Raw genomic sequence first — 22225 nt, forward strand, 5'->3', positions numbered from 1 at the left:
TGGTTATTTAGAAAAAAGATAATGTAATGAAATACTGTATTGATTAAGCAATTGCAGGGCATCAATGTACTGCGATTGGATGGCGACTGCCTGATTGGTCAAAATCACCCAATCCAGGAAATTGATCTCCCCAGCATTCAGTTGATTTTTTGCTGTTTGCAAAATTTGTGTGGCGGCGGGTAATTGCTTCTGTCGGTAACTGGCAACAATAGCAGCTTGTCGCGTGTATTGTGCTTCCAATTGTGCAATCTCCGTAAGTTGTTCCGCTTCTCTTTTTTGGAGTCGCGCTTTTTCCAGATCCACCTGTATTTTGGCAGCGTCTGCCATAGCATGCTGCGATTTCGTAAAAATAGGAATCCCTACGCCCAGCTGTACCGAGCTAAAGCGGCCATTGTTTACGCTTTTCATACTTTGGTTGTTGTACGCGACCATGATATCGGGCAGAAACTTGCTTTTCTCCAACTTTTGGTTGGCCGTAGCTACCTCAACTTGTTGTTGCAGGAGTTCTAACTCGGGGTGTAGGCCGACTCTAGAATCTGTGCTAAACGGTGTATCAACCGTAAGGGAAGATGCATAAGGCGTATAGCGTTCCGTCGTTTGCAGTAGTAAGGCAAATTGCAGTTGGTTTACTGCAGCTTGTTGTTCCAACTGCTCCAGCTGTATCGCAATTTGTTCGCGCTGCACCTTGGCGGTCGACTCTTCCAGTACGTTGGCTTCGCCCGCGGCTAGGCGCAGGCTGGCTTTTTCCGAAAATTCTGTATATAGGCTATCCGTGTAGCGCAGCAATTTCCTTTTTTCGTTGAGTAAAAGCAGCTCATAAAATACAGTGGTCACCTCGCGTTTTACCTGCGCGGCTGTGAGTTGCTGCGCCAAGGTCGCGCTTAGCCATTGTCCATCAAGCAGACTTTTGCGGCGGGCATATACCGTGGGGAAGCTAAACCGTTGCGAAACGCTCCATAGATTGTCATTGTCTAAGGCATTGATTTTACCATACTCGCCGCTAACCTCCGTTTGCGGGATATCGAGGTAACTCGCCGTCAAGCGTTTTTGGATCTCGCTATTTATGGCGCTGTTGCGTACGGCTAGATTCTGCTTTTGCGCTAGCGTTACCGCTTCGGTTAGGCTGATGGTCTCCTGCGCCGGTGCTAGCGTTACACCGCTTAGCGACAATAGCAAAACAGCAAGCGCTTTCTTCGACCATTTCAGTTTTGGTTTCTTCAAGTGCTCAAAGAGTACATAGAGAATTGGCAAGACAAATAAGGTTAAAAAGGTCGCTAACATCAGTCCGCCGATCACGACGGTGGCGAGAGGCCGTTGTACCTCTGCCCCGGAGCCATTGCTCAGTGCCATCGGCAAAAATCCAAGCGAAGCTACAAAGGCGGTCATTAGGACGGGGCGAAGACGTGTTTTGGTACCGCTCACCACAATACGGGTGGTATTGGTCAGGCCGTGGCCCTTTAACCTATTAAATTCAGAAATCAATACTATGCCATTTAATACAGCAACCCCAAAGAGCGCAATAAAGCCTACACCTGCACTGATGCTGAAGGGCATATCTCGGAAGGCTAGAAAGTAAACACCACCAATGGCCGATAACGGGATGGCCGTATAAATCAATAAACTGTGTTTCACCGACCCAAAAGCAAAGAATAAAAGCAAGAAAATTAAAATAAGCGATACCGGAACTGCTACGCCCAAACGTGCTTTTGCTTGGTTCAGGTTTTCAAAGGCGCCGCCGTAAGCGATTGTATAGGTCTTGGGTAGGTTGAGCTGTTGCCCTACTTTTTCTTGTAGCTCTTCAACGATGCTTTGCACGTCCCTGCCGCGAACGTTAAAGCCCACAACGATGCGCCGTTTGGTGTCTTCTCGCTGAATTTGATTGGGGCTACTTTTCAATTCGATCTGCGCCAACTGATGCAGAGGTATTTGCACTCCTGATGCGGTAGCAATCAGGAGGTTTCGGATATCACTCATACCGCGTTTTTGCTCCTCTTTTAAGCGAACCACAAGATCAAATCTACGCTCACCCTCATAAACGAGCCCTGCACTTTGTCCTGCGAAAGCCATATTGATGATTTTGTTGGCCTCCGCAATTTTGACATGATGTTGCGCAAGCGCTGCGCGATTGAAGGTGATAGCCACTTGTGGTACACCAACAACGGGCTCGACGTATAGGTCCTGTGCACCCGGAACCTTACTGATGATCGCCGCTAATTGATCCGCATAGTAGGAAAGGCTATCGAGATCTTCTCCGTAAATCTTACAGACCACATCTTGGCGAGCGCCTGTCATGAGTTCGTTGAAGCGCATCTGTACCGGAAACTGAAATCCTGTGGTCAATCCGGGAATGACCTGCAGCGCCTTGCTCATTTTTTCCGAGAGTTCGGGGAATCCTTTGGCTGATACCCATTCCTTTTTCGGCTTTAAGACGATGATCATATCGCCCGCGTCCATCGGCATTGGTTCTGTAGGGATCTCGGCACTACCAATCTTGGTTACTATTTTTTCTACTTCTGGAAAATTAGTCAACAGGATATTGGCAGCCTTGGTGGTCACTTCTTTTGTTTTTTCGATATTGCTTCCCTGCAAGATGCGCATCTCCACGGCAAAGTCTCCTTCCTCTAAAGATGGAATGAATTCACCACCCATGCGTGATAAAATAACGACCGCACCTGCAAAGAGCGCTAAGACAACGATAATAATTGTTTTACGGAATTTCAATGCGTTAACAAGCATCCCACGGTGAATTCCTTCAACTTTAGCCATGGCACGATCGGCAAAATTGGGCTTCGTTTTCTTTTTGCGACTCAGTAATACTGCACTCATCATGGGGATGTACGTGAGAGATAGGATAAAAGCACCTACCAAAGCGAAGGCTACTGTTTGCGCCATAGGTTTGAACATTTTGCCTTCGATACCCTCTAGGGAGAATATGGGCAAATAGACAATGAGGATAACGATCTGTCCAAATACCGCACTATTTACCATTTTACTTGCCGCGCCAGTCACCTCTTTGTCCATTTCTACTTTACCGAGCTGATTGCCCAGTCCGAAATGTTTCTTATGGGCCAGCTGATGCAAAACGGCTTCTACAATAATGACGGCACCATCAACGATCAATCCGAAGTCGAGAGCACCGAGGCTCATGAGATTGCCACCCACGCCGAACATGTTCATCATGATCACTGCGAACAACATGGAAAGTGGAATCACGGATGCAACTAAAAATCCTGCGCGAAAATTTCCTAAGAAAAGCACGAGGATAAAGACCACGATAAGCGCGCCTTCGGTGAGGTTAGTTTTGACGGTGCCAATGGTGTTGTTTACCATTTTCGCCCGATCAATAAAAGGCTCGATAACAACACCTTCAGGTAGGGTTTTTTCGATTTCTGCAAGCCTTGTTTTTATTTGCTGAACGACTTTATTAGCATTTTCTCCTTTGAGCATGAGGATGATGGCACCAGAGACCTCGCCTTTATCGTTGAAAGTCATCGCGCCATAGCGCGTGGCAAAGCCTTCGCGAATGTCAGCTACGTCTTTTAGCAGCACCGGTGCACCCGCTTGCGTCTCGGCGACGGGAATAGATTCGATGTCGAGGATAGAACCCACGAGCCCTTCACTTCGGATAAACAAGGTCGACTCTTGTTGTTCAATATATGCGCCACCGGTATTCTGGTTGTTTTGTTCCAAGGCATCGAAGACATGGTTGATGCTCAGGTTTAAAGATTGTAGTTTCTTTGGGTTGATCGCAATTTCGTATTGTTTCAATTTGCCGCCAAAGCTGCTGACCTCGGCTACGCCGGGTGTACCCAGCAGTTGCCTGCGTACCACCCAGTCTTGAATTGTGCGGAGCTGCATTTCATTATAACGGTGCTCATAACCTTCTTTCGCACGCACGACATACTGGAATATTTCACCCAAACCGGTGGAAACGGGACCTAACTCGGGGACGCCGATGCCTGCCGGAATCTGCTCTTTTACCGCTTGTAGGCGCTCGGTTACTTGTTGGCGTGCCCAGTATACATCTGTAGCATCGTCAAACACGATGGTGACCAGCGATAGGCCAAAGCGGGAAAAACTTCGTGTTTCAGTGATGCCACTGATATTGCTGCTGGCATGTTCGATAGGGAAAGTGACGAGGCGCTCGATATCTAGGGCTCCGTAGGAAGGAGCTACCGTGATCACCTGTACTTGGTTGTTGGTGATGTCGGGCTGCGCATCGATAGGTAGTTTCTTTAGCTCGTATAGACCAAAGAGGATAAGTCCTAATGTAAATAGGACAACAATGAGTTTGTTCCGAACGGAAGACTCAATAATTTTATTAAGCATGATAAGCGTCTTGTCAAATGATTAAAATACATAGCATCGCTCCTCGTTTTGCGTAAGAACGTCTATGGTTTGTTATCTTAAGTCAATTAACAAAAGCGGGGCGGCTGGAAAATGGGAGAGAGGTAATTGAAGCAGTGGCCGAGCTGATAATAGCATGTATCCCTTTCGGCCGGAAGGATGGAAACATTTGGAAGCTCAACCGTAATGTTATCGGGGACATTGGCTAGAACCATCATCACCGGCGTGCTTTTCATGAAAGGAAGTTTCATATCAGTATCCCAGTCTGCATCTTTTTCATGACCACCATAGTGGTGCACGACAAAATCCAAGAGATCGCCTTGGTATTCTGCATAATGCTCAATAAGAATAGGCAATTTCAGCAACTCAATAAGATGCGTCGTGGCCAGTAGATACATGGCAGAAAATAATATAGCAATATTTCTGATCATTCCTTGTTGTCCAAAAATAGGCGATTAATCCTATTGAAGCAAAGGAATGATCAAAAAAAATAAAATGTGTAGCGCGTTAATAGTGCGCTTATGCTTCTTTCGCATTCACAATGAGATAAGCGCGTACCAATTGTCCGTCGCGATCGTTTAATTTTGCTTTTGGAATCATCCGCTTAAGCGTATTGTTCCATTGTTCGGGCGTGCGGGTTTCCGGTTCTTTTTGTTTGTGGCATTTTGCGCAGTTGTTGGTAAATAGCACTTTTCCTTCGGCAATCTCGCTTTCGCTGTATTTGGCAAGAATCTGTTCTTTGTTTTCCACAGGTAGCGAACGGATAACCTCACTGGCTTTCGGAAAACAACCTACAAGCATAGCGACCCCTAAACCGACTATGATGCTCGTTTTTAGTTTTTTCATGATCATTTTTTACATTAATACTCTTCTCTTTTATAAAACAGAAAACCTGAAAGATTTGTTTGTGCTTGGCGATAAAAATCGGTGCTTCTGCAGATGATCTCCTTTTTGGATTAGGCCTTGACCTAAAAAATGCACATTATCTGGAAAACATTTTTCCTCTTTTTTTATTTTAATAAAGTCCGTCCGGTTGTTTGATTGTTGAACAGGGGCATAAAAAGGTATTAGCGTATGTTGCTTAAAGGAAAGATTTCGGTTTTAGATTTTGTAAAAACTATTAGATATGATTTAGTTGCTATCACGGCATTTAGCGTCTTTGTTGGCTATTTGGATACGCAGCGTTTTCTAGCATCAATGGTTATTCCGTTGGCGTTGGTGGCGATAGTGGGAACAGCGATTTCTCTGCTCTTGGCCTTTCGGACGGGGCAGGCCTACGACCGCTGGTGGGAAGCTAGAACGGTATGGGGAGCAATCGTGAACGATTCTAGAACATTCTTGCGCCAGCTACGGGAATTTTTGCCCGATGGTGAAGACCGAGAAATCCGACAATTCATTGAGCGGCAGATTATTTGGAATTTCGCGCTGAGTGAGTCCCTAAGACGTTTGCCTTTTTCTTCGCGGGTGAGGCAATATATTGATTTGGAAGGAGTGAAAGATGCTAATGTGCCGAATGCGCTTTTGCTCAAACATGGCTTGCAACTCAAAAAACTCAATGCTGAGGGTAAGCTAACGGAATTTCGGCAAGTGCAATTGGATACTACCTTAACCAAACTATGTGACTCCATGGGACGGTGTGAACGTATTAAAAACACAGTTTTCCCCGTTTCTTACAGTACGCTCATTCACTTTTTGATCTATCTGTTTGCGTTCTTGTTGCCTTTTGGTCTGGATGATAATTTCCCCCTTATTGAGGCCATATTAACGGCAGGAATTCCGATAATCTTTATTGTTATTGAACGTACCGCAATTCTAATGCAGGATCCTTTTGAAAATGGACCGATGGATACGCCAATGACAAATATCAGCCAAAATATTGAATTTGTTTTAAGGCAACAGCTGGGCGATGATGTAGAAAAACCAGCGCCCACTGATCCGAATTTTTACTATATGCTCTAATCGAGCACGCTATGGTTCGAGCATCCTGTTAAAAAACCGGATTGCCGTGTTGCACAAGTCCCTTCACATCAGCAATTCTTGCTATGGCTTCTGCCGAGCAGCTGGCATCGACCAGTACAAAGCTAGCCTCGTCGCCGGCCTTTGGCCATTGCTGTTGGCCGCTATCGTTTAATGGGAGTACTCCTCTAGTGGCTATCTTTAAACTTCTCGATAACGCGAACTCGGTGACGTAACCGTAAAGCTGGGCTGCAAGATTCGCTTTTTGAAGTACACTTCCTGAACCGAAGGTGTTCCAATGATCGATGATGCTATCGTTTCCCGTTAGTACTTCCACGCCATGTTTACACAGGGTAGGGATAGGCATGATGGTACGCCCAAAAGGTATGGTGGAGATAATGCCAATTTTTGCCTGCCCCAGCGCTTCGGCAGTACGTTCCAGTTGAGCTCCGTCCAAATGAGCCAATATGAAGCTATGGCTAAGATATGTTTTGCCCTGTAGCACAGGATTCTCCTGCACCTTTTTGATGAGGTATTCGACCGTTTTCAATCCCGATTCACCGCCTTCATGAAGATGTATATCTATTCCTTTGCCATGATCCAAGGCCAACTGCACCGTAAAATCTATGGTTCGCTCGATATTGCCATCGATCGAATAAGGATCTAGCCCTCCAATGAAATCAATATCCATTGTTGCAGCTTCTTTCATATACGAGCGGGAGTCCGTGTAAAAGAGTCCATGTTGAGGGAAAGCCACAAGCTCTGCTTGGAAGCCATCTTTTTTTCGTTCAAGCGCTCGTTGTAAGTTTTTCAGTGAATCCAACTTTGAGGTAGGTTCAATGTTAACATGGCTCCTAGCGTAGCCGCTGCCTTTGGATTGGAGCAGTTCGATCAGCTTTTCGGCATGCTCGGTGGATGATTGGAGCATCTTAGGCAGGAGTTGTTGTTCTAAGGCGATCATACCTTTTACACCTCCTTGCCGCGGGCGAACGGCTTGCCATTGGCCGCCGAAGAATGTTTTGTCTAGGTGTATATGCATATCATGAAAGGCGGGCAAGGCAAGCGCGCCTTGCGCGTCGATAGCCTGATCGTCGTTGACGTTTGGAAGGATGGCTTTGATCTTTCCATCAGCAATTTCCAAGGTAAACGTTTCCGTTTTTGTGCCGATAACCTCGTCGTTTTCGTAAATGAAGCCCGTTTCCAGACGTACGTTCTTGATCCGGTAGGATGAGGAAGAGGCGATTCCTCTCTTAGCTTTGGCCGATGCCAAATAGGGACTACTTGCCATCATGCCGGCCGCTGCAAGACTGGTTTGCCAAATAAAATCCTTACGGGATAGGGCGTTTTTTGCTTTCATGCTGTATCTGTTAAATTGAACGATACAAACATAGCTATCTTCGGCAGATGTCCTGTGTAGCGATTATCTCAAAGCTTGTACGGTTTATAGTTTTTACCGTATACACTCCTGTGCTGTGCTGGAATCGGTAGATCTTCTAATGCAGATTTACTTGCCCAGTTAACAAATGCAAAATGGCCGGAAATCGTTCCGGCCATTGTTATGCTTCCTGCCTTCTGCAGTCTTGTGAAGCGTCGTCGATCAGTATTTTATTTATTTCATGCTGATCTTGGCAAAGCCCGATACGGCTCCACCCTCGCTGACATCGAAAAGTTTTGTAGCGCTATTGTTGCTTTGGTTGTACTCATAGTATCCATTGGTGCCGCTATTTTGCGTTGAGGCTCGCAATAGAATTTTACCATCGACTTCGGTAACAGCATAAGCTGCACCAGGATTATTACCCGTAGGGATGCCGGTAATTTCTGCAAAAGTCTTTGAAGCGACATCTACGCTGTAATACTTCCAAATATCGGCTGAATTGATATTGCCGTTTGGACCTCCCGTTAGACTTGCCGTGTTCAGGGTTAGGATTAATTTGCCATTATGGGCGAAGACGTTCACAAATTTACCATTATCCTCGGCTCTAAAGTCTGAAAATTTCAACTCCCAGCTTGTGTCGATGACCGTTTCGCTAGCTTTGATGCGCACGATCTTGGATTTTCCACCGAGCCCTTGAGGGCTTACCCCCTGGGTCACGATATAGAGGTCGCCGTTGCTGTCGAAATCATACATTTGGTTTTCGTTGATGTAGGCGATACTTCCCGTGCCTTCAATGGAGATCGTTTTTTCGTAGGCACCCGTCGCGACATCGATCACGGCAATATCGATATTGGAATAAAAGTCGTCGAAGAAACCAGCTTGCGTGGTAGCTACTTTGCCGTAACCGATATTGGCAAACAACTTTCCATTTTTGATGGCCAAAAATTTCTGACCTATAGCTCTAAAAACAATGCCGCTTTCGTTGGCGCCGCGCAGGTTGACCTGTGTGGCAAAATCCAATGATCCGGTATTGCTCATGGTTGTAGGATTAAATTTCTGAATTTTTAAAGGCTCTGCCGCATCCCAATAGAAGCCCGTGGTTTCGTTATGGATGACGAAGTTTCCTGTTCCATAGCGCTTTGCTGCTTCGGTGGGGTTCTTGGAGGTAATAAACTGCCCTGAGGTTACCGTGCCATCAGCAGCAACAGAGAGTTTTTCTATGCCTTGCGTAGCGTCGGCACTGCGAAACATCTTGAATATCCAGTTCCCATATACACGCCAGCCTGCCGCACCGCGGTTGGCGACCAGTGATTTTCCACCGACAACATTGCTTATGCTGCCGCTGGGGAACGCATCAAACGTACTCACGTAACCGCCGCCATATTGCTGCGTCCTATCGGAGACCGTCATCAATACATATTTGCTGCTATTTTCTTCCGTAGGAGGCGTCGGATTGTCGTCGCTGCTGCACCCCGCAAATAGGGCGCTTAAACTGATGATTCCAAGGATAGTATAAAATCTTGTTTTCTTCATATCATTGATTTTTTATGGATTTAATGTGGTATGTTAATTTTAAATGGAAACTACGGCCAGGACGCTGGATTTTGTAGTAATCATAGAGCTTGGCATTCATGATATTCTTCACTTCCGCACCCAAAATGAGATTTGTGGCGGGAAATACATAATTGAACCCCGCACTCCATAAGCTTTGGTCGGGCACGAGATCTTTGATCGGCACACGGGAGTCTCCAAATATGCCCAAGAAGCCCTGTGGCTCTTGATCCTTTGGTATTGGTACGAGGTAAAACTCGCGGATGAAGTTGTAGTTGATATAGGGTTTTAGAACATCCCGTTGGGTGAAGACATGGTGAAAGGTACCAGTAGCGCCAAGGTTGGCAAAGAAGTAGGGCGTATTGCGTTGCCGCGTGCCCTCTGTCCATTGGTATATCGCCGATCCAACATCGGTCATCCTGTTGTCTTGCCAGGTCATGTTTCCATTGACCTCTACATTCTTCAAGAGCTGATAGGTTAAGTCCATGTCGAATCCATAACCGCGGATGCTATCCAAGTTTTGATACTGCGCAAAGGGCGACTGTATAGGCACCAGCATAATCATTCCAGAAGTCTTGCGGTAGAAGGCGCCAAATTCGGCGGCCATCTTATTTCGCGCATAGCGGTATCCCAAATTCACATTGAGGCTGCGCTCCGGTTTGAGATTGAAATTTGGGGCACGGGTGTCGTTGTTTCCGAATAGTTCTTCTGCAATAGGCAGGCGGTTTGTTAATTCGGCAGAAGCGCGAATAAAACTGTATGCATTGATCTGGTATTTCAACGCGTTGCCGATTCCCCAGTTGTTATCACTCGCCTTGGTAAATTTACTGATGTCGGTATCATTGGACAGGAAGGCATTGATGCCTTCCGAGGTGAAGCTGAAATGCTTAACAAACAATTGGTTGCTCAACCTGCTGTCCAACCATTTTGATTCCCAAGATAAGCCGACAATGGTTTTTTCATAGCTCGCTCTTCTACTCAGGATGTCTACGTCGGTGCCTGCAAAACGAAATCCATAAGGGTCACTACCTATTCTGCTATTTCTGTTGTAAACAATATTCGCCTCGAGTTGATTCCTTTCATTAATCGCGTAACCTATGTTTGTTCGCGATAGGATATTGGTAAAGTCGATATCGGAAAGGGAAGGGGTAGGCGTTTCACCAACCTGATCGCCTGCTCTGGGGATAAAGTTGCCATACCAATCGTAGGTGCCCCGGACGGTGTCGGTGCGGTTTCGCTGCGTATAGCTATACGAGACAAACTGGTCAAGCCTAAGTTTCTCGTCAAAGAATGATTTCCGATAGCGCAATGCAGGCACTACACCTTTGTTCTGCAATGTCGCTGCCCCATACGGATTGGTCATCAATGCCGGATGTTGCGACTCGCGGTCGATACCATAGGCCGCCACAGAAAAACGAAGTTCATCTGCCCAGCGCTTATTTCTTAGACCGAAGTAGAGCTCGGCAAATCCGTGTTTATAAGCATTATGAAACAAAGGTACCGTAACGGTGTCGTAATTGGCGTTTGCGTTGGTGACCTCTACATCAGCCTTGTAGTTGTTGTCGGAATAGTTGTAAAAGGCATCAAGACCAATAAACTTTTGGTTCTTCTTGTCGCTGCTGTAGAAAGATAGGTTTGCAATATGCGTATTGAAGGATGCTATTTCATAAGATGCGTTGAGCTGTGTGCCGGCATGTTGGGATGTGACCAGATTAACGGCACCACCGAGGGCATCGCCTCCCAAGGAAACAGGTACGACACCTTTGTAAACTTCCACACGGTTCAATAGATTCAATGGAACGTTGTTAATACCATAGCCGCCGCCGAGGTAGTCTAGTGGTATCCCGTCTCGGAAGTACTGTACCGAGCTTCCCTGAAAGCCATTGATTGACACATCTACGGCGTTGCCTAGACCGCCACTTTGCCGAATACGAATACCCGCCGATCGGTTCATCAGCTCGGCCAAGGTAGCCGGTTGCTGCGCCACCGCACGCGTGTCGATCACGATGGCACGGATGGGCTGTTCCTTCACCTGCTGGGTAGCGGATTTCCCGATGACACTGACCTCGTCGATAAGCCTATCCGCTGGTTCCAGATCAATGCTTAGCTGCTGCTCTTGACCGGTAACCTGAATGGTGTCGCTAAATGTTTTAAATCCTACCGCCGTGGCAACGAGGATGTACTCGCCATGCCGAACATCTGAAAAATAAAATGCACCGCTTTCATCGGTCTGGCTAGACTGTAAGCCTAAAACAATGGTTACGCCCGGTATCGCAGTACCCTTTCCACGCACCTGCCCGCTGACGGTCGATCCTGTTTGCGAAAAGGTAGTTTGTCCAGTTAAAGTAAATAGTAATAAAAGCGCGATGCTTAAAATGTTAATGCGCATGGTCAAGATTCTTATTCGGTTTTGCTTCAAAACTGCTTGCAAAGATAATCTTATTTAGATTAAATTTAATTAATTCTTGTAATTTGTTTAGAATCTATCTAAATTAGTGCCGCGCTAGCGAATGGATGTCAAGCATTCGGGCGCCAATCAAACAATGAATCAGAACGACAGGCATCAGGTACGTATAGAGGTTATCAACAATTGCGACAGCTTTATTGGTGAGCGCTGTTACCTGACCGGTAGTTTCAACAACTGGGTGGCTGATGATCATTTGATCGGTGAGTTGCCGGCGAAAGGCGAAGCGTTTAGCACCATCATTCGCGACGTGCGTCCGGGTGAACTGGAGCTGAAAATCAACCGCGGAAGTTGGGATAAACTGCAATCTACCCCAGAAGGAAAGTTGCCTTTGCCTTTTAGTTTTCAGGTTAATCACGACTTGGAAATTTCGTTAACCATCGATGCTTGGCGAGATGAATTTCCGAGTTCTACAGCAAGCGCACAGGTGAAGCTATTGGATGAAAATTTCTACTTTCCTCATCTAGATTGCTACCGGAAGGTATGGATTTACTTGCCGAAAAGCTATGCAGAAGGCGATCGTTCTTACCCAGTATTATACATGCACGATGGGCAGCATCTTTTTGACGAGGCTACTTCGGTAGGACGTGCCGGACCGGTGGAATGGATGGTGGACGAGACGATTGATGCCCACGAAGGGCAGGTGTTGGTGGTTGCTGTCGATCATGCGCCGACCTACGCTGAACGGGAAACTGAATTTTTGATGCATCCGAAACCCGAAGTGCCCGTTGTAAAAGGAGAGGCCTACCTGAAAGATATTGTTTCCGTCTTGAAACCTTACGTCGATAAACACTACCGTACAAAATCCGATCGCGACCATACGGCCATGGTAGGAAGTTCGATCGGCGGTTTGCTGAGTCTATATGCTGCGCTAAGCTACCCGGAAACCTTCGGTACCTTGGGAATCTTTTCTCCTTCAATATGGATGGATCGTACGGCGCTCTATCAGATCAGTCAAGAACGTTTGGAACGATCTAAAGCGGCATTTAAGGGGATGGACTTTTACCTCTATGTTGGTGGCCGTGAAAAACGGATGGATAGCCGGGGTAAGCACGGGAATATGTCGCGCGACTTACAGGAATACGCTGATTTCTTAAAGGAACATGCCACGATAGCTATGGAGTTGGATATTGATCCGCATGGGAAACACGGCGCACAGGCTTGGCAACAGGCCTTTTCACGCTTTTACCTGTTTTGGCAGGAAAAGATTAATAATTAGCATTTTTTACTAATAATATAACAATATGCGTATGTTCAATCCAAATTTTGAAAAAAAGAATAGCCTTAAAATGATACTGGCCATCACGGCAATGGGCCTACCATTCATGCATGCTTCGGCGCAGCAGGTAGATAAATCATCACCAGCAGGGAAAGGCGTGTACGAGTCTGCCTTCAACGCGAAGGATGGACATGTATACGTAACAAGTGCAGGCTCTAGGAACGTTCCCGGAGGCGCTTTGTACAAAATCAATCCAGCGGATCTTTCGGTAGTAGACAGCATCTCGCTGAAGGAGAATCCTCCTTATGGCATTGCTATAAACAGCAAAACACAAGTGGCTTACACCACCAACACCCGTACGAATTCAGTAAGCGCTGTTGATTTGAAAACAGGGAAGGTTTTGGCAACTATCAATAGTGGTGCGGAGAAATCACACACGCGTGAGGTCTTGGTAGATGAAGACAATAACTTGGTGTACGTGACCGATGTGGGCGATCCGAGCAGCATTTGGGTAATCGATGGAAAAACAAATACCTTCTCGCACCTTATTCCTGATTTGGGGAAAACAGCAACCGGTATGGCCTTCGCGAAATCTAAAGATAAATTGTATGTGACCGTTATGGGAACCAACTCTATTGCGGTGATCAACACAAAGACTCGTAAGATCGAGAAATCATTCGCTTCGGGTGGCGAAGCACCTATCAATATTGCGAGCGATGGCAAACGTCTTTTCGTGACCAACCAAAAATCAGGAACGGTGACGGTGTTGGATACGGAGGGGAACTTGCTTAAAAGTATTGAAACCGGCGCTGGTGCCATCGGCTTAGCCTATGACGGTGTTAAGAATCGCATCTACTCGGCCAATCGCGGAACGGGAACAACGACCGTCATCGATGCAAAAACTTATGCCGTGTTAGCTGATTTGCAAACGGGATCTGCACCCAATCACGTGCGGGTAGACCCTAAATCGGGAGTAGCCTATGTGGTCAATAAAACAAAAGGTGGCCGTCCAGTAGAAGGACAGGCACCAGTGGTGGATACCAATGGTGACACCATCACTAAAATTAATTAATAATCCGTTAGTGTAATCTGGAGTTGTTTCTGGGCGGAAACAGTATGCCCTGTTTCCGTTCCCAGGACGGCTTCCCTACCTCGGTTCTTCTGGAAGCTTCATCTACGATGACGTTTTGTGAAGAGTTAGCTTGAGCAAGAGAGGTGCTCAATGGTAGGATGGGAACACAAACGTCTAGGAAGAGATAATTTTGAATAGTTATAGAAGTCGTATCGGTATACCGTTAATCGCTGTGTGCAGCATCCTGCTATTAGCGTGGATTTCGTTGTTTACAGGTGTTAAGGATATTCGATTTTCCGAGCTTTACACCGATAGTGAAAAACTGCTGTTTTTTGTCATCAGCCGCATACCACGAACCCTATCCTTGGTTTTGGTGGGAGCGGGAATGAGCGTTGCGGGTTTTGTCATGCAACAGCTTTCCCAAAACAAATTTGTTTCGCCTACTACTTCGGGGGCGTTGGAAGCCGCAAAAATGGGTATTCTCTTTTCCCTGATTTTTGTGCCACAGGCATCCTTAACGCTGCGTATGGTTTTCGCGTTGGTCTTCACCTTTTTGTCGGCATTTCTCTTTATCCTTTTTGTGGGAAAATTGCGAATGCGAAGCACCGTTTTCATTCCGCTGGTAGGGTTGATGTTTGGGAGTATTCTAAGTGCGATAGCTACCTTTTTCGCCTATCGCTACGGTATTGTACAAAATACACAAGAATGGCTGCTGGGCGATTTTTCATCGGTAATACAGGGTCAGTATGAGACCGTTTACGTTATTCTACCGGCTGTGCTGTTGATCTATATTTATGCAGAGCGGTTTACTATTGCTGGTATGGGCGAAAGCTTTGCCAAGAACCTGGGATTATCCTACAATAGCATTGTGCAGATCGGCCTATTTGCGGTTTCCTTAGTGGTGAGTGCTTCGGTTGTTACCGTGGGCGCTATCCCTTTCGTGGGCTTAATTATTCCTAATTTGGTAAGTATCTTCGTGGGCGATAACCTTAGAAAAGCCTTGCCCTTGACCGCTTTTATTGGGGCTGCTTTCCTGTTGAGTTGTGACATCGTTGGTAGGCTAATCGTGTTTCCCTACGAAGTACCTATCGGCATGACTGTAGGCATCATTGGAAGCATCGTATTCTTGGTGATGATCTTAAGGAAGAAGTAGATGAAGATGTACTATAAATTTCTGATGATCCTATTGCTGCTATTCGTCGTGGCAGGTCTGTTTATGTTCTACGACGTTGGTGCGAACAGCAATTATGTACTCAGCAAGCGCGGCATTCGTTTGGCGAGTATGTTGGTGGTGGGGATTAGTGTTGCCTTTTCATCTGTCATCTTTCAGACCTTGACGAACAATCGTATTCTAACCCCTTCCATTATGGGGTATGAAGCGATTTTTATTCTTTTCCAAACTATCATTGTCTTTCTTTACGGCGATAAGGCATTTAAAGTGATTTCCCAGCAGGAAAACTTTTTTTATGCGGTGTTGCTGATGTTGGTCTTCTCGGTCGTCATGTATTTGCTGATGTTCGGCAAGCAGAAGCGCGGTATGTTTTACCTGTTACTGACGGGCATGGTTATGGGAACTTTGTTCCAGACCTTGAGCCAATTTATGCATGTGCTGATCGATCCAAACGAGTTTTCGATTGTGCAGAACTTTATGTTCGTGTCCTTTGCGAAAATGAATACCAAGTTGCTGAGTATGGCCAGCATAACCATGCTGCTCACAATTGTGTATGCGCTTTATCATGCCAGGTATTTGGACGTAATTGCGTTGGGAAGGGAGCATGCTATCAATCTAGGGCTGGATTACAATAAACTGGTTCGTCGCTTTATGTTGGTCATTTCCTTGCTTGTGTCTGTATCTACTGCGCTGGTCGGGCCCATCACGTTTTTGGGGATATTGGTAACCAACCTGACCTACGAACTATTCACTACAAGAAAACATCGATGGATGCTATGGATTTGCAGTGTTATTGCTTGTCTTTGCTTAGTGTTAGGGCAATTTCTCGTGGAACACGTCCTTCGTTTTTCTACGACGGTCAGCATTGTTATTAACTTTATTGGAGGTGTATACTTTATGTATTTAATATGGATATCGCGGAAAAAAGTAAGCTAAGTTTTGAACATATTGAAAAGCGATATGGGAAGAAAGCTGTTTTGAAAGGACTTTCCGGACAGATTCCCAATCGAAAGATCACATCCCTCATTGGGCCAAATGGAGCGGGAAAAAGTACGCTGCTATCCATCATCAGCCGACTGTTGAAGCAGGATGGTGGAGATGTTTTTTTTGTTGACAAGCTGCTGCATGCCTACAAGGGTGATGAGCTTGCTACGCAATTGTCCATTCTGAAACAGTCTAACCACCTCGATTTGAAGTTGACCGTGCGCGACTTGGTTTCCTTCGGCCGTTTCCCTTATTGTAAAGGGCGCTTGAAAGATGAAGACTGGGCAAAGGTGGATGAGGCCTTGGCCTTCTCGGCATTGACGGATCTGCAGCACGCGTATATTGATGAGTTAAGTGGTGGTCAACGACAGCGAGCCTTTATAGCCATGATCATTGCCCAAGATACCGAGTTTATCCTGCTCGACGAACCATTAAATAACCTGGATATGAAACATGCTGTGCATGTGATGAAAACCTTGCGCCGGTTAGTGGATGAACTGGGAAAGACCGTTATCATCGTGATCCATGAAATCAATTTTGCGGCGCAGTATTCGGATCATATCATTGCGTTAAGGGACGGCGAGATTCGCTATGACGATTGCACCGATAAGGTGATCCAAGCCCCCATACTACACGAAATTTTCGATATCGACTTTGATATCGTGGAGCGAAACAATAAAAAAATATGTAATTACTTTAATTTATAAATGATGCAACAAATAACATATAATTTGGGAAAAGCATTCCTGTTAGCACTTTGTATACCCTTGTTTTTTAGTGCTTGCCAGTCGGCGACTACTAACGGAGAGGCAGCACAAGACTCTACCGAAGTGCCCCATAAATTGGGGACGACTAAGATACCGGTGCATCCTGCTCGTATTGTGGTGTTGGATATTGGCGCCTTGGAGACCCTGCACGAACTAGGCGTAACACCTACGGGTGTACCCAAAAAGTTCATGCCCGATTATCTTGATCCGATTAAAAATAATCCGGATGTAGCGGATGTAGGATCGGTAATCGAGCCTGATTTCGAAGCCATCAGTGCGCTGAATCCGCAACTTATCTTGATGTCTACGCGTCAAGAACGCTTTTATGATGAACTTAGCGAAATTGCACCGGCCATTTTTATCGGTACAGACAATAAAGACTACATCCCTTCTTTTATCCACAACACGCAGCTATTGGCCAAGATTGTAGGTAAGGAAGAGCTGGCGCAGCAGAAGATCGATTCGCTGCAGGTTCAGATCAGCAACGCACAGGAGAAATTTAAAGCTGATCCGAAAAAAGGATTGTTCATGCTGTTTAACAATGGACGTTTCAGTGCTTTTGGAAAGGGATCGCGTTTTGGGTTTGTGCACGATGTACTAGGCATTAAGCCGGTGATGGATTTGACCGATGAGTCGGTGCATGGTCAACGCGTGTCAAACGAACTTATAGCGGAAGCAAACCCAGACTATCTTTTTATAGTCGATAGAAATGCTGCTGTGGTGGGACAGAAGGCGGAGAAATCTGATATGGAAAACGCATTGATTAAACAAACGAATGCCTATAAGCAAGGAAAGGTTTTCTATTTGGATCCCAATGTATGGTTTATCTCGGGCGGTGGGTTGACCTCCGTAGAGCTAATGGTCAACGATATTGTGAAACTGTTTAATTAAGATAGATATGGAAAAGCCAATCATAGCAAAACATGTTTTTGAAGTTGTTGCCAAGGAGTATGTAACCCCACACTATATCCGCGTATGGTTGCAAGGTGAAGGGGCAGCTGACTTTAGCCAATGTACGCCCGGCGCGAACAACAAGATATTTATTCCCCCTGCGGGCGAGAAAAATGTACAATTTGCAGCTTTCGATGCGACGAAAGGAGAATGGGTGATGCCCGATGAACAGGTAAAGCCTATCGTGCGCACCTACACGCACCGAGGCATGTCGACAGATAAGAAACAGATTATTATTGATTTCGTTAATCATGGCGATAATGGACCTGCATCAACGTGGGCTAGGGCTGCCGCGGTTCATGATCAGTTGGGCGTGGCGATGAAGATTCGGGAGACGACGCTTTGTCCTACCGATGTACAGTGGTATTTCCTAATCGGTGATGCCACCGCTATACCGGTGATGAGCTGTATCTTGGAAAGTCTGCCTGCTTCGGCGAAAGGCATTTGCCTTATCGAAGTGCCGACGGTGGAAGATATCCACCCTGAGGTGAAGCATCCCGGTTTTACGGTACAGTGGTTGTTCAACGAACATCCCGAACAGGGAAGTTTATTGGCCGAGGAGGCTAAAACACAGTCGATTCCTACGGATCTTTCACACTTTGCGTACATCGCCTGCGAGTATACTTCTGTTAAGAACCTTCGTCACTATTTCCGTGAAGAGCTACATTGGACAAACCAAGATATGTATGCCTTTTCGTATTGGAAAGCTGGCGTGGCGGAAGATAAGTCTGCGCAAGACCGTCGGGAAGAGAAAACGGGTGCCGCGTAAATCGTAAAAAAGATTTACCTTGTGCGGGATAAGCGAGCGAAATACTAAAAAAAGAAAACGATATGAACAGGGGCATAGCGACGCGCGGAGGAACCGAACGATCATGGATCTTGATCCACCTCTTCGCTTGGCTATGCTTTTTGTCTTTTCCCTTACTTTTTGTGAATCAGGATGCCGCGGCAGCATGGACAATGCTCAGTCGCGGAACCTTTTGGTTTTTTGCGCTTTCTTTTATGCTAGCCTTTTATGGTAATGCCTACCTTTGGATCCCATACGTGATGGACAAACGCAGGTATGTGCTCTATGGCTTGTCTATTGTGTTGCTTGCTGTGTTGTTCGGCTATTACCTCAAGCCGTTTGATCGCTTAATGCGTTTTTCCAATACGGTCGAACGACCTTTACAGCTGCCCCATCCACCATTAGTTGAGATGCGTCGAGATGTCGATTACCCTCGGCCGGCAAAACCCCCATTGCAGCCTAGCATTGGCGCCCCTGGACAACGTATCGATGTTGCCTCCTTGTATATCTTTTTGTTGGTCATCGCATTGGGCTCTCTTTTTCAGGTAAGCCAACGCTGGATGCTCGCGCAGCGCAAGGTGCAGTCGGCAGAGCAAGAACGTATGCAAGCTGAACTGTCCTTTCTTAAGGCGCAAGTACATCCACATTTTTTGTTCAATACATTAAATAATCTCTATGCGCTGGCATTGACGAACGACACTGCCTTGGCGGGCAGCATTTATAAGCTGTCCCAATTGATGCGGTACTACATGGACGAGCGAGGCCGCGAAAAGGTGGATGTACAGGTGGAAATTCGAGCTGTGCAAGACTTTATCAGCCTGCAGCGTCTGCGTAGTGGCGAGCAATGTCTCATCGTGGAGCAGTATGAAGGCATGGAGCATGTGAAAGAAATACATCCCTTTATCTTGCTGCCTTTTGTGGAAAATGCATTTAAATATGGATTAAGCATAACCGAGAACTGTAGCCTTTTCTTCGGGATATCCCTAACATCGGAGAGCTGTACGCTAGTGGTGAAAAACAGTATTCCAACGCATAAATCCGAACAATATCGAAGCGGAACAGGATTAAAAAATACCCGTCGTTTGTTGGAGCATTTTTACCCCGATCGCTTTGATCTCGCTATTCAGGAGCTGCCGAGTAGTTTTGAAGTAAAGCTATTATTGTATATTTAAGGATGCTATCTTGTATTGCCATAGATGATGAACCGTTGGCGCTGCGTGTGATCGCAGCCTTTGCTCAGCAGCATGCTCATTTATCGTTGCAGGCTAGCTTTGTTAATCCGTTGGAGGCAAAGGCCTTCTTGGACAAGAATCCAGTTGACCTTTTGTTTTTGGATATCGATATGTTGGAAATCAATGGGTTGGAATTTGCGAAAACCCTATTGCCAGCACCCATGCTTATTTTTACCACGGCACACAAGGAATTTGCCTTGGAAGGTTTCGAGTTAGATTCTGTGGATTATTTGCTTAAACCTTTTGACTATGAGCGATTTGAACGTGCAATAGACAAAGCACAACTACGGCAACGTGCGCAGCAGGGTTATCGCCCTTATATGTTGGTTTATGCGGAATACCAACGGACTAAAGTTTACTTTGACGAAATCGAATGCTTGGAAAGCATGCAGGATTATGTGAAGATTCACCTGCTGCAAGGAAAAACTATCCTGACCTTGGCCACATTAAAGTCCATGGTTGATCGTTTACCGGCGAGTCAGTTCCTGCGCATACATCGCAGTTACATTGTTTCGGTCAATCATATCCTTTCTTTTTCCCAAAAGAAAATAGAACTTCCTCACTTCCTGCTCAATGTTGGTGACAACTATTACAAAGATGTGTTGCGCACATTGGCCGATTCATCGACACAATAGGCTTCTTCATCGGTACTTAACAAAATTTTACATCTCCTGCACGTAAACTTGTTCCATAGATAGAAGAGATAGCTATGGAAAGAAAACAATTTATCAGAACCTTGTCCCTGTTGGCATTTTCTGGGCCTATGGTTTGGGCCGCCTGTAAAAAGGACGATGAAGTGGATCCAACAACAGATACCGGCACGGACGTCGATGTTGACAGCAGTTGCAGTGTTACACCGACAGAAACTGAAGGGCCATTCCCGACAAAGACACCATCTTCTTATGTACGTTCGGATATCCGAAAAGGGGATGGGCTGGGCGTGGATATGGACGCCGTGATTACCATTCTCAATGTGAACGCCAATTGCGCCGTCTTGGCAGGAGCACTGGTTGATATTTGGCATTGTGATGTGGCGGGCAACTATTCACAATATGGTGGAACACAGATGCAATCCAGCAACTACCAGTCGGTTAACTGGTACCGTGGACGTCAGGTGACCAATAGCGAAGGAAAAGTAACTTTCCAAACCGTTTTTCCTGGTTGGTACCAAGGTCGCTCCACGCATATCCATGTACATGTGTATGACGCTACGGGGAAATCACTTTTGGTAACGCAAATAGCTTTTCAGGATAGTCTTTGTGTGAGCGTCAACAGCAATGGATCTGCATATGGTTACACAAAAGGCACGTCGGGGTACACCTACAACGCCAATGACAATGTATTTGGTGATGGCGTAGATAAGGAGATGTCGACGGTAACGGGTTCGTTAACCGATGGCTTCGACATGCAAATTGATATTAAGGTGAACGCATAGCGTTTGGAAAGAGGCAAGATGGAAGAGGTTAGGATCTACACAGCAGAACAACGCGGAGAAACGCTGGCGGAGGCGGGAATAGTGCGGAGCACATTGAATTACGAAGGGTATGTTTCTGCTCATCGTGGGCCGATCGATATATTGCGGCATGTCAATGAATGGGTAGCGGAGGAAGGAAAGACAATAGCGCTGTCGGTTGAAGCAGATACGGTTACACTGCTGATTCCTTTGCTCGATGGAATTCTGGTCGAAGTGGACGGAAAGAAGGAGCAAGTGTTGGTTGGGAAAGTATTTGTATGGAAAGCGCAGGAAAGCAAGCCTTTGTTGGTACATGCTCTTGCGAAATCGGAGGAGCCTTTCGCATTCCAACAGATCGTTTTTACTTCCCCGATTGTGAGAAACTCATTCGGAACACAGTATGGCTTACCAATTATTGATCCGGAGGCGAAGAATAAAATGTTGCCCGTGCTGGCCGATTCCTCTTTGCCCTTTCAACTGTATGTCGGTGCTTTCCTTGGCAAAAGCGAGTTCAACCTCGGGAGCGTGGCTGATAAAAATCATCACTTTGTTATCGCCTTGGACGGTACGTTTGAAGTAGAGGAAAGACTTTTATTTACTGGCGATAGCCTCGCCTTGGAAAATTACCCGCAGCTTGCTGTGGAGTGTCTCTCCTCAACGGGAATATTACTCGTGCTAGAATTTTAGACAGCAGCTATCAACCTATCGTGGAAGGGATAGATTCACGTAAGCGCTTGCGATATCGCAACATGTTTAAAAAATGTAGGTGTTTTTAGATAATTTCTTGTGGAATTGGATATTTCTGATATTTTTCTTGAATAATATGGTTGTCGTTGTTTATTGTTTTAACATATTGAAATTTTGCAAAAATTTAATCGTTTTGTAGAGCTTCGGTA

General features: G+C 45.9%; 18 protein-coding genes. 12 read left to right on the forward strand and 6 right to left on the reverse strand.

The window, feature by feature from the left end; genetic code table 11:
• Nucleotides 1-3: 3 nt before the first annotated feature.
• The 3 genes from SCB77_RS16420 to SCB77_RS16430 all read right to left on the reverse strand — a co-directional run bounded on the left by SCB77_RS16420 (nt 4) and on the right by SCB77_RS16430 (nt 5193).
• Nucleotides 4-4329: a CusA/CzcA family heavy metal efflux RND transporter gene (locus SCB77_RS16420; RefSeq protein ID WP_320183083.1), complete on the reverse strand. Its 4326-nt coding sequence runs from the start codon at nt 4327-4329 to the stop codon at nt 4-6.
• 86 nt (nt 4330-4415) lie between these two features.
• Nucleotides 4416-4778 (reverse strand): hypothetical protein, encoded by a 363-nt coding sequence (locus SCB77_RS16425; protein ID WP_320183084.1) that lies wholly within the window; start codon nt 4776-4778, stop codon nt 4416-4418.
• Between the two features lie 88 nt (nt 4779-4866).
• The gene (locus SCB77_RS16430) at nt 4867-5193 is read right to left on the reverse strand and encodes a c-type cytochrome (protein ID WP_320183085.1); all 327 of its coding nucleotides are present in this window, start codon (nt 5191-5193) and stop codon (nt 4867-4869) included.
• A gap of 228 nt (nt 5194-5421) precedes the next feature.
• Here SCB77_RS16430 and SCB77_RS16435 point away from each other — a divergent pair, with 228 nt between their 5' ends.
• The gene (locus SCB77_RS16435; RefSeq protein WP_320183086.1) at nt 5422-6306 is read left to right on the forward strand and encodes a bestrophin family protein; all 885 of its coding nucleotides are present in this window, start codon (nt 5422-5424) and stop codon (nt 6304-6306) included.
• A gap of 28 nt (nt 6307-6334) precedes the next feature.
• On the opposite strand, the gene SCB77_RS16440 is transcribed toward SCB77_RS16435, so the two are convergent.
• The 3 genes from SCB77_RS16440 to SCB77_RS16450 form a co-directional block, all read right to left on the reverse strand.
• Nucleotides 6335-7660, reverse strand: a complete 1326-nt coding sequence (locus SCB77_RS16440) for an amidohydrolase (RefSeq protein ID WP_320183087.1) — start codon at nt 7658-7660, stop codon at nt 6335-6337.
• A 252-nt stretch (nt 7661-7912) separates the two neighbouring features.
• Nucleotides 7913-9211 carry a hypothetical protein gene (locus SCB77_RS16445; RefSeq protein WP_320183088.1) on the reverse strand — a complete coding sequence of 433 codons (1299 nt, stop codon included), beginning with the start codon at nt 9209-9211 and terminating at the stop codon, nt 7913-7915.
• Between the two features lies 1 nt (nt 9212).
• Nucleotides 9213-11618: a TonB-dependent receptor gene (locus SCB77_RS16450; protein WP_320183089.1), complete on the reverse strand. Its 2406-nt coding sequence runs from the start codon at nt 11616-11618 to the stop codon at nt 9213-9215.
• A gap of 154 nt (nt 11619-11772) precedes the next feature.
• On the opposite strand from SCB77_RS16450, the gene SCB77_RS16455 reads away from it, so the two are divergent.
• The 11 genes from SCB77_RS16455 to SCB77_RS16505 all read left to right on the forward strand — a co-directional run bounded on the left by SCB77_RS16455 (nt 11773) and on the right by SCB77_RS16505 (nt 22016).
• On the forward strand, nt 11773-12912 hold the full coding sequence (locus tag SCB77_RS16455; protein ID WP_320183090.1) for an alpha/beta hydrolase: 1140 nt from the start codon (nt 11773-11775) through the stop codon (nt 12910-12912).
• 31 nt (nt 12913-12943) lie between these two features.
• Nucleotides 12944-13984, forward strand: a complete 1041-nt coding sequence (locus tag SCB77_RS16460; protein ID WP_320183091.1) for a YncE family protein — start codon at nt 12944-12946, stop codon at nt 13982-13984.
• A gap of 190 nt (nt 13985-14174) precedes the next feature.
• Nucleotides 14175-15137 (forward strand): ABC transporter permease, encoded by a 963-nt coding sequence (locus SCB77_RS16465; RefSeq protein WP_320183092.1) that lies wholly within the window; start codon nt 14175-14177, stop codon nt 15135-15137.
• The gene (locus tag SCB77_RS16470) at nt 15138-16091 is read left to right on the forward strand and encodes an iron chelate uptake ABC transporter family permease subunit (RefSeq protein WP_320183093.1); all 954 of its coding nucleotides are present in this window, start codon (nt 15138-15140) and stop codon (nt 16089-16091) included.
• Complete coding sequence (locus SCB77_RS16475; protein WP_320183094.1) at nt 16064-16846, forward strand: iron ABC transporter ATP-binding protein; 783 nt, start codon at nt 16064-16066, stop codon at nt 16844-16846. The genes SCB77_RS16470 and SCB77_RS16475 overlap by 28 nt, the downstream gene beginning before the upstream one ends.
• On the forward strand, nt 16847-17797 hold the full coding sequence (locus tag SCB77_RS16480; RefSeq protein ID WP_320183095.1) for a siderophore ABC transporter substrate-binding protein: 951 nt from the start codon (nt 16847-16849) through the stop codon (nt 17795-17797).
• 7 nt (nt 17798-17804) lie between these two features.
• The gene (locus SCB77_RS16485) at nt 17805-18626 is read left to right on the forward strand and encodes a siderophore-interacting protein (protein WP_320183096.1); all 822 of its coding nucleotides are present in this window, start codon (nt 17805-17807) and stop codon (nt 18624-18626) included.
• Nucleotides 18627-18688: 62 nt separating this feature from the next.
• Entirely contained in the window at nt 18689-19816 is a 1128-nt protein-coding gene (locus SCB77_RS16490) for a sensor histidine kinase (RefSeq protein WP_320183097.1), read from the forward strand.
• Nucleotides 19817-19818: 2 nt separating this feature from the next.
• The gene (locus tag SCB77_RS16495; protein ID WP_320183098.1) at nt 19819-20511 is read left to right on the forward strand and encodes a LytR/AlgR family response regulator transcription factor; all 693 of its coding nucleotides are present in this window, start codon (nt 19819-19821) and stop codon (nt 20509-20511) included.
• Nucleotides 20512-20585: 74 nt separating this feature from the next.
• Entirely contained in the window at nt 20586-21311 is a 726-nt protein-coding gene (locus tag SCB77_RS16500; protein WP_320183099.1) for a dioxygenase family protein, read from the forward strand.
• Nucleotides 21312-21329: 18 nt separating this feature from the next.
• The gene (locus SCB77_RS16505) at nt 21330-22016 is read left to right on the forward strand and encodes a hypothetical protein (RefSeq protein ID WP_320183100.1); all 687 of its coding nucleotides are present in this window, start codon (nt 21330-21332) and stop codon (nt 22014-22016) included.
• Nucleotides 22017-22225: the final 209 nt, after the last annotated feature.

This window comes from Sphingobacterium bambusae (assembly GCF_033955345.1).
GTDB classification, from domain to species: domain Bacteria; phylum Bacteroidota; class Bacteroidia; order Sphingobacteriales; family Sphingobacteriaceae; genus Sphingobacterium; species Sphingobacterium bambusae.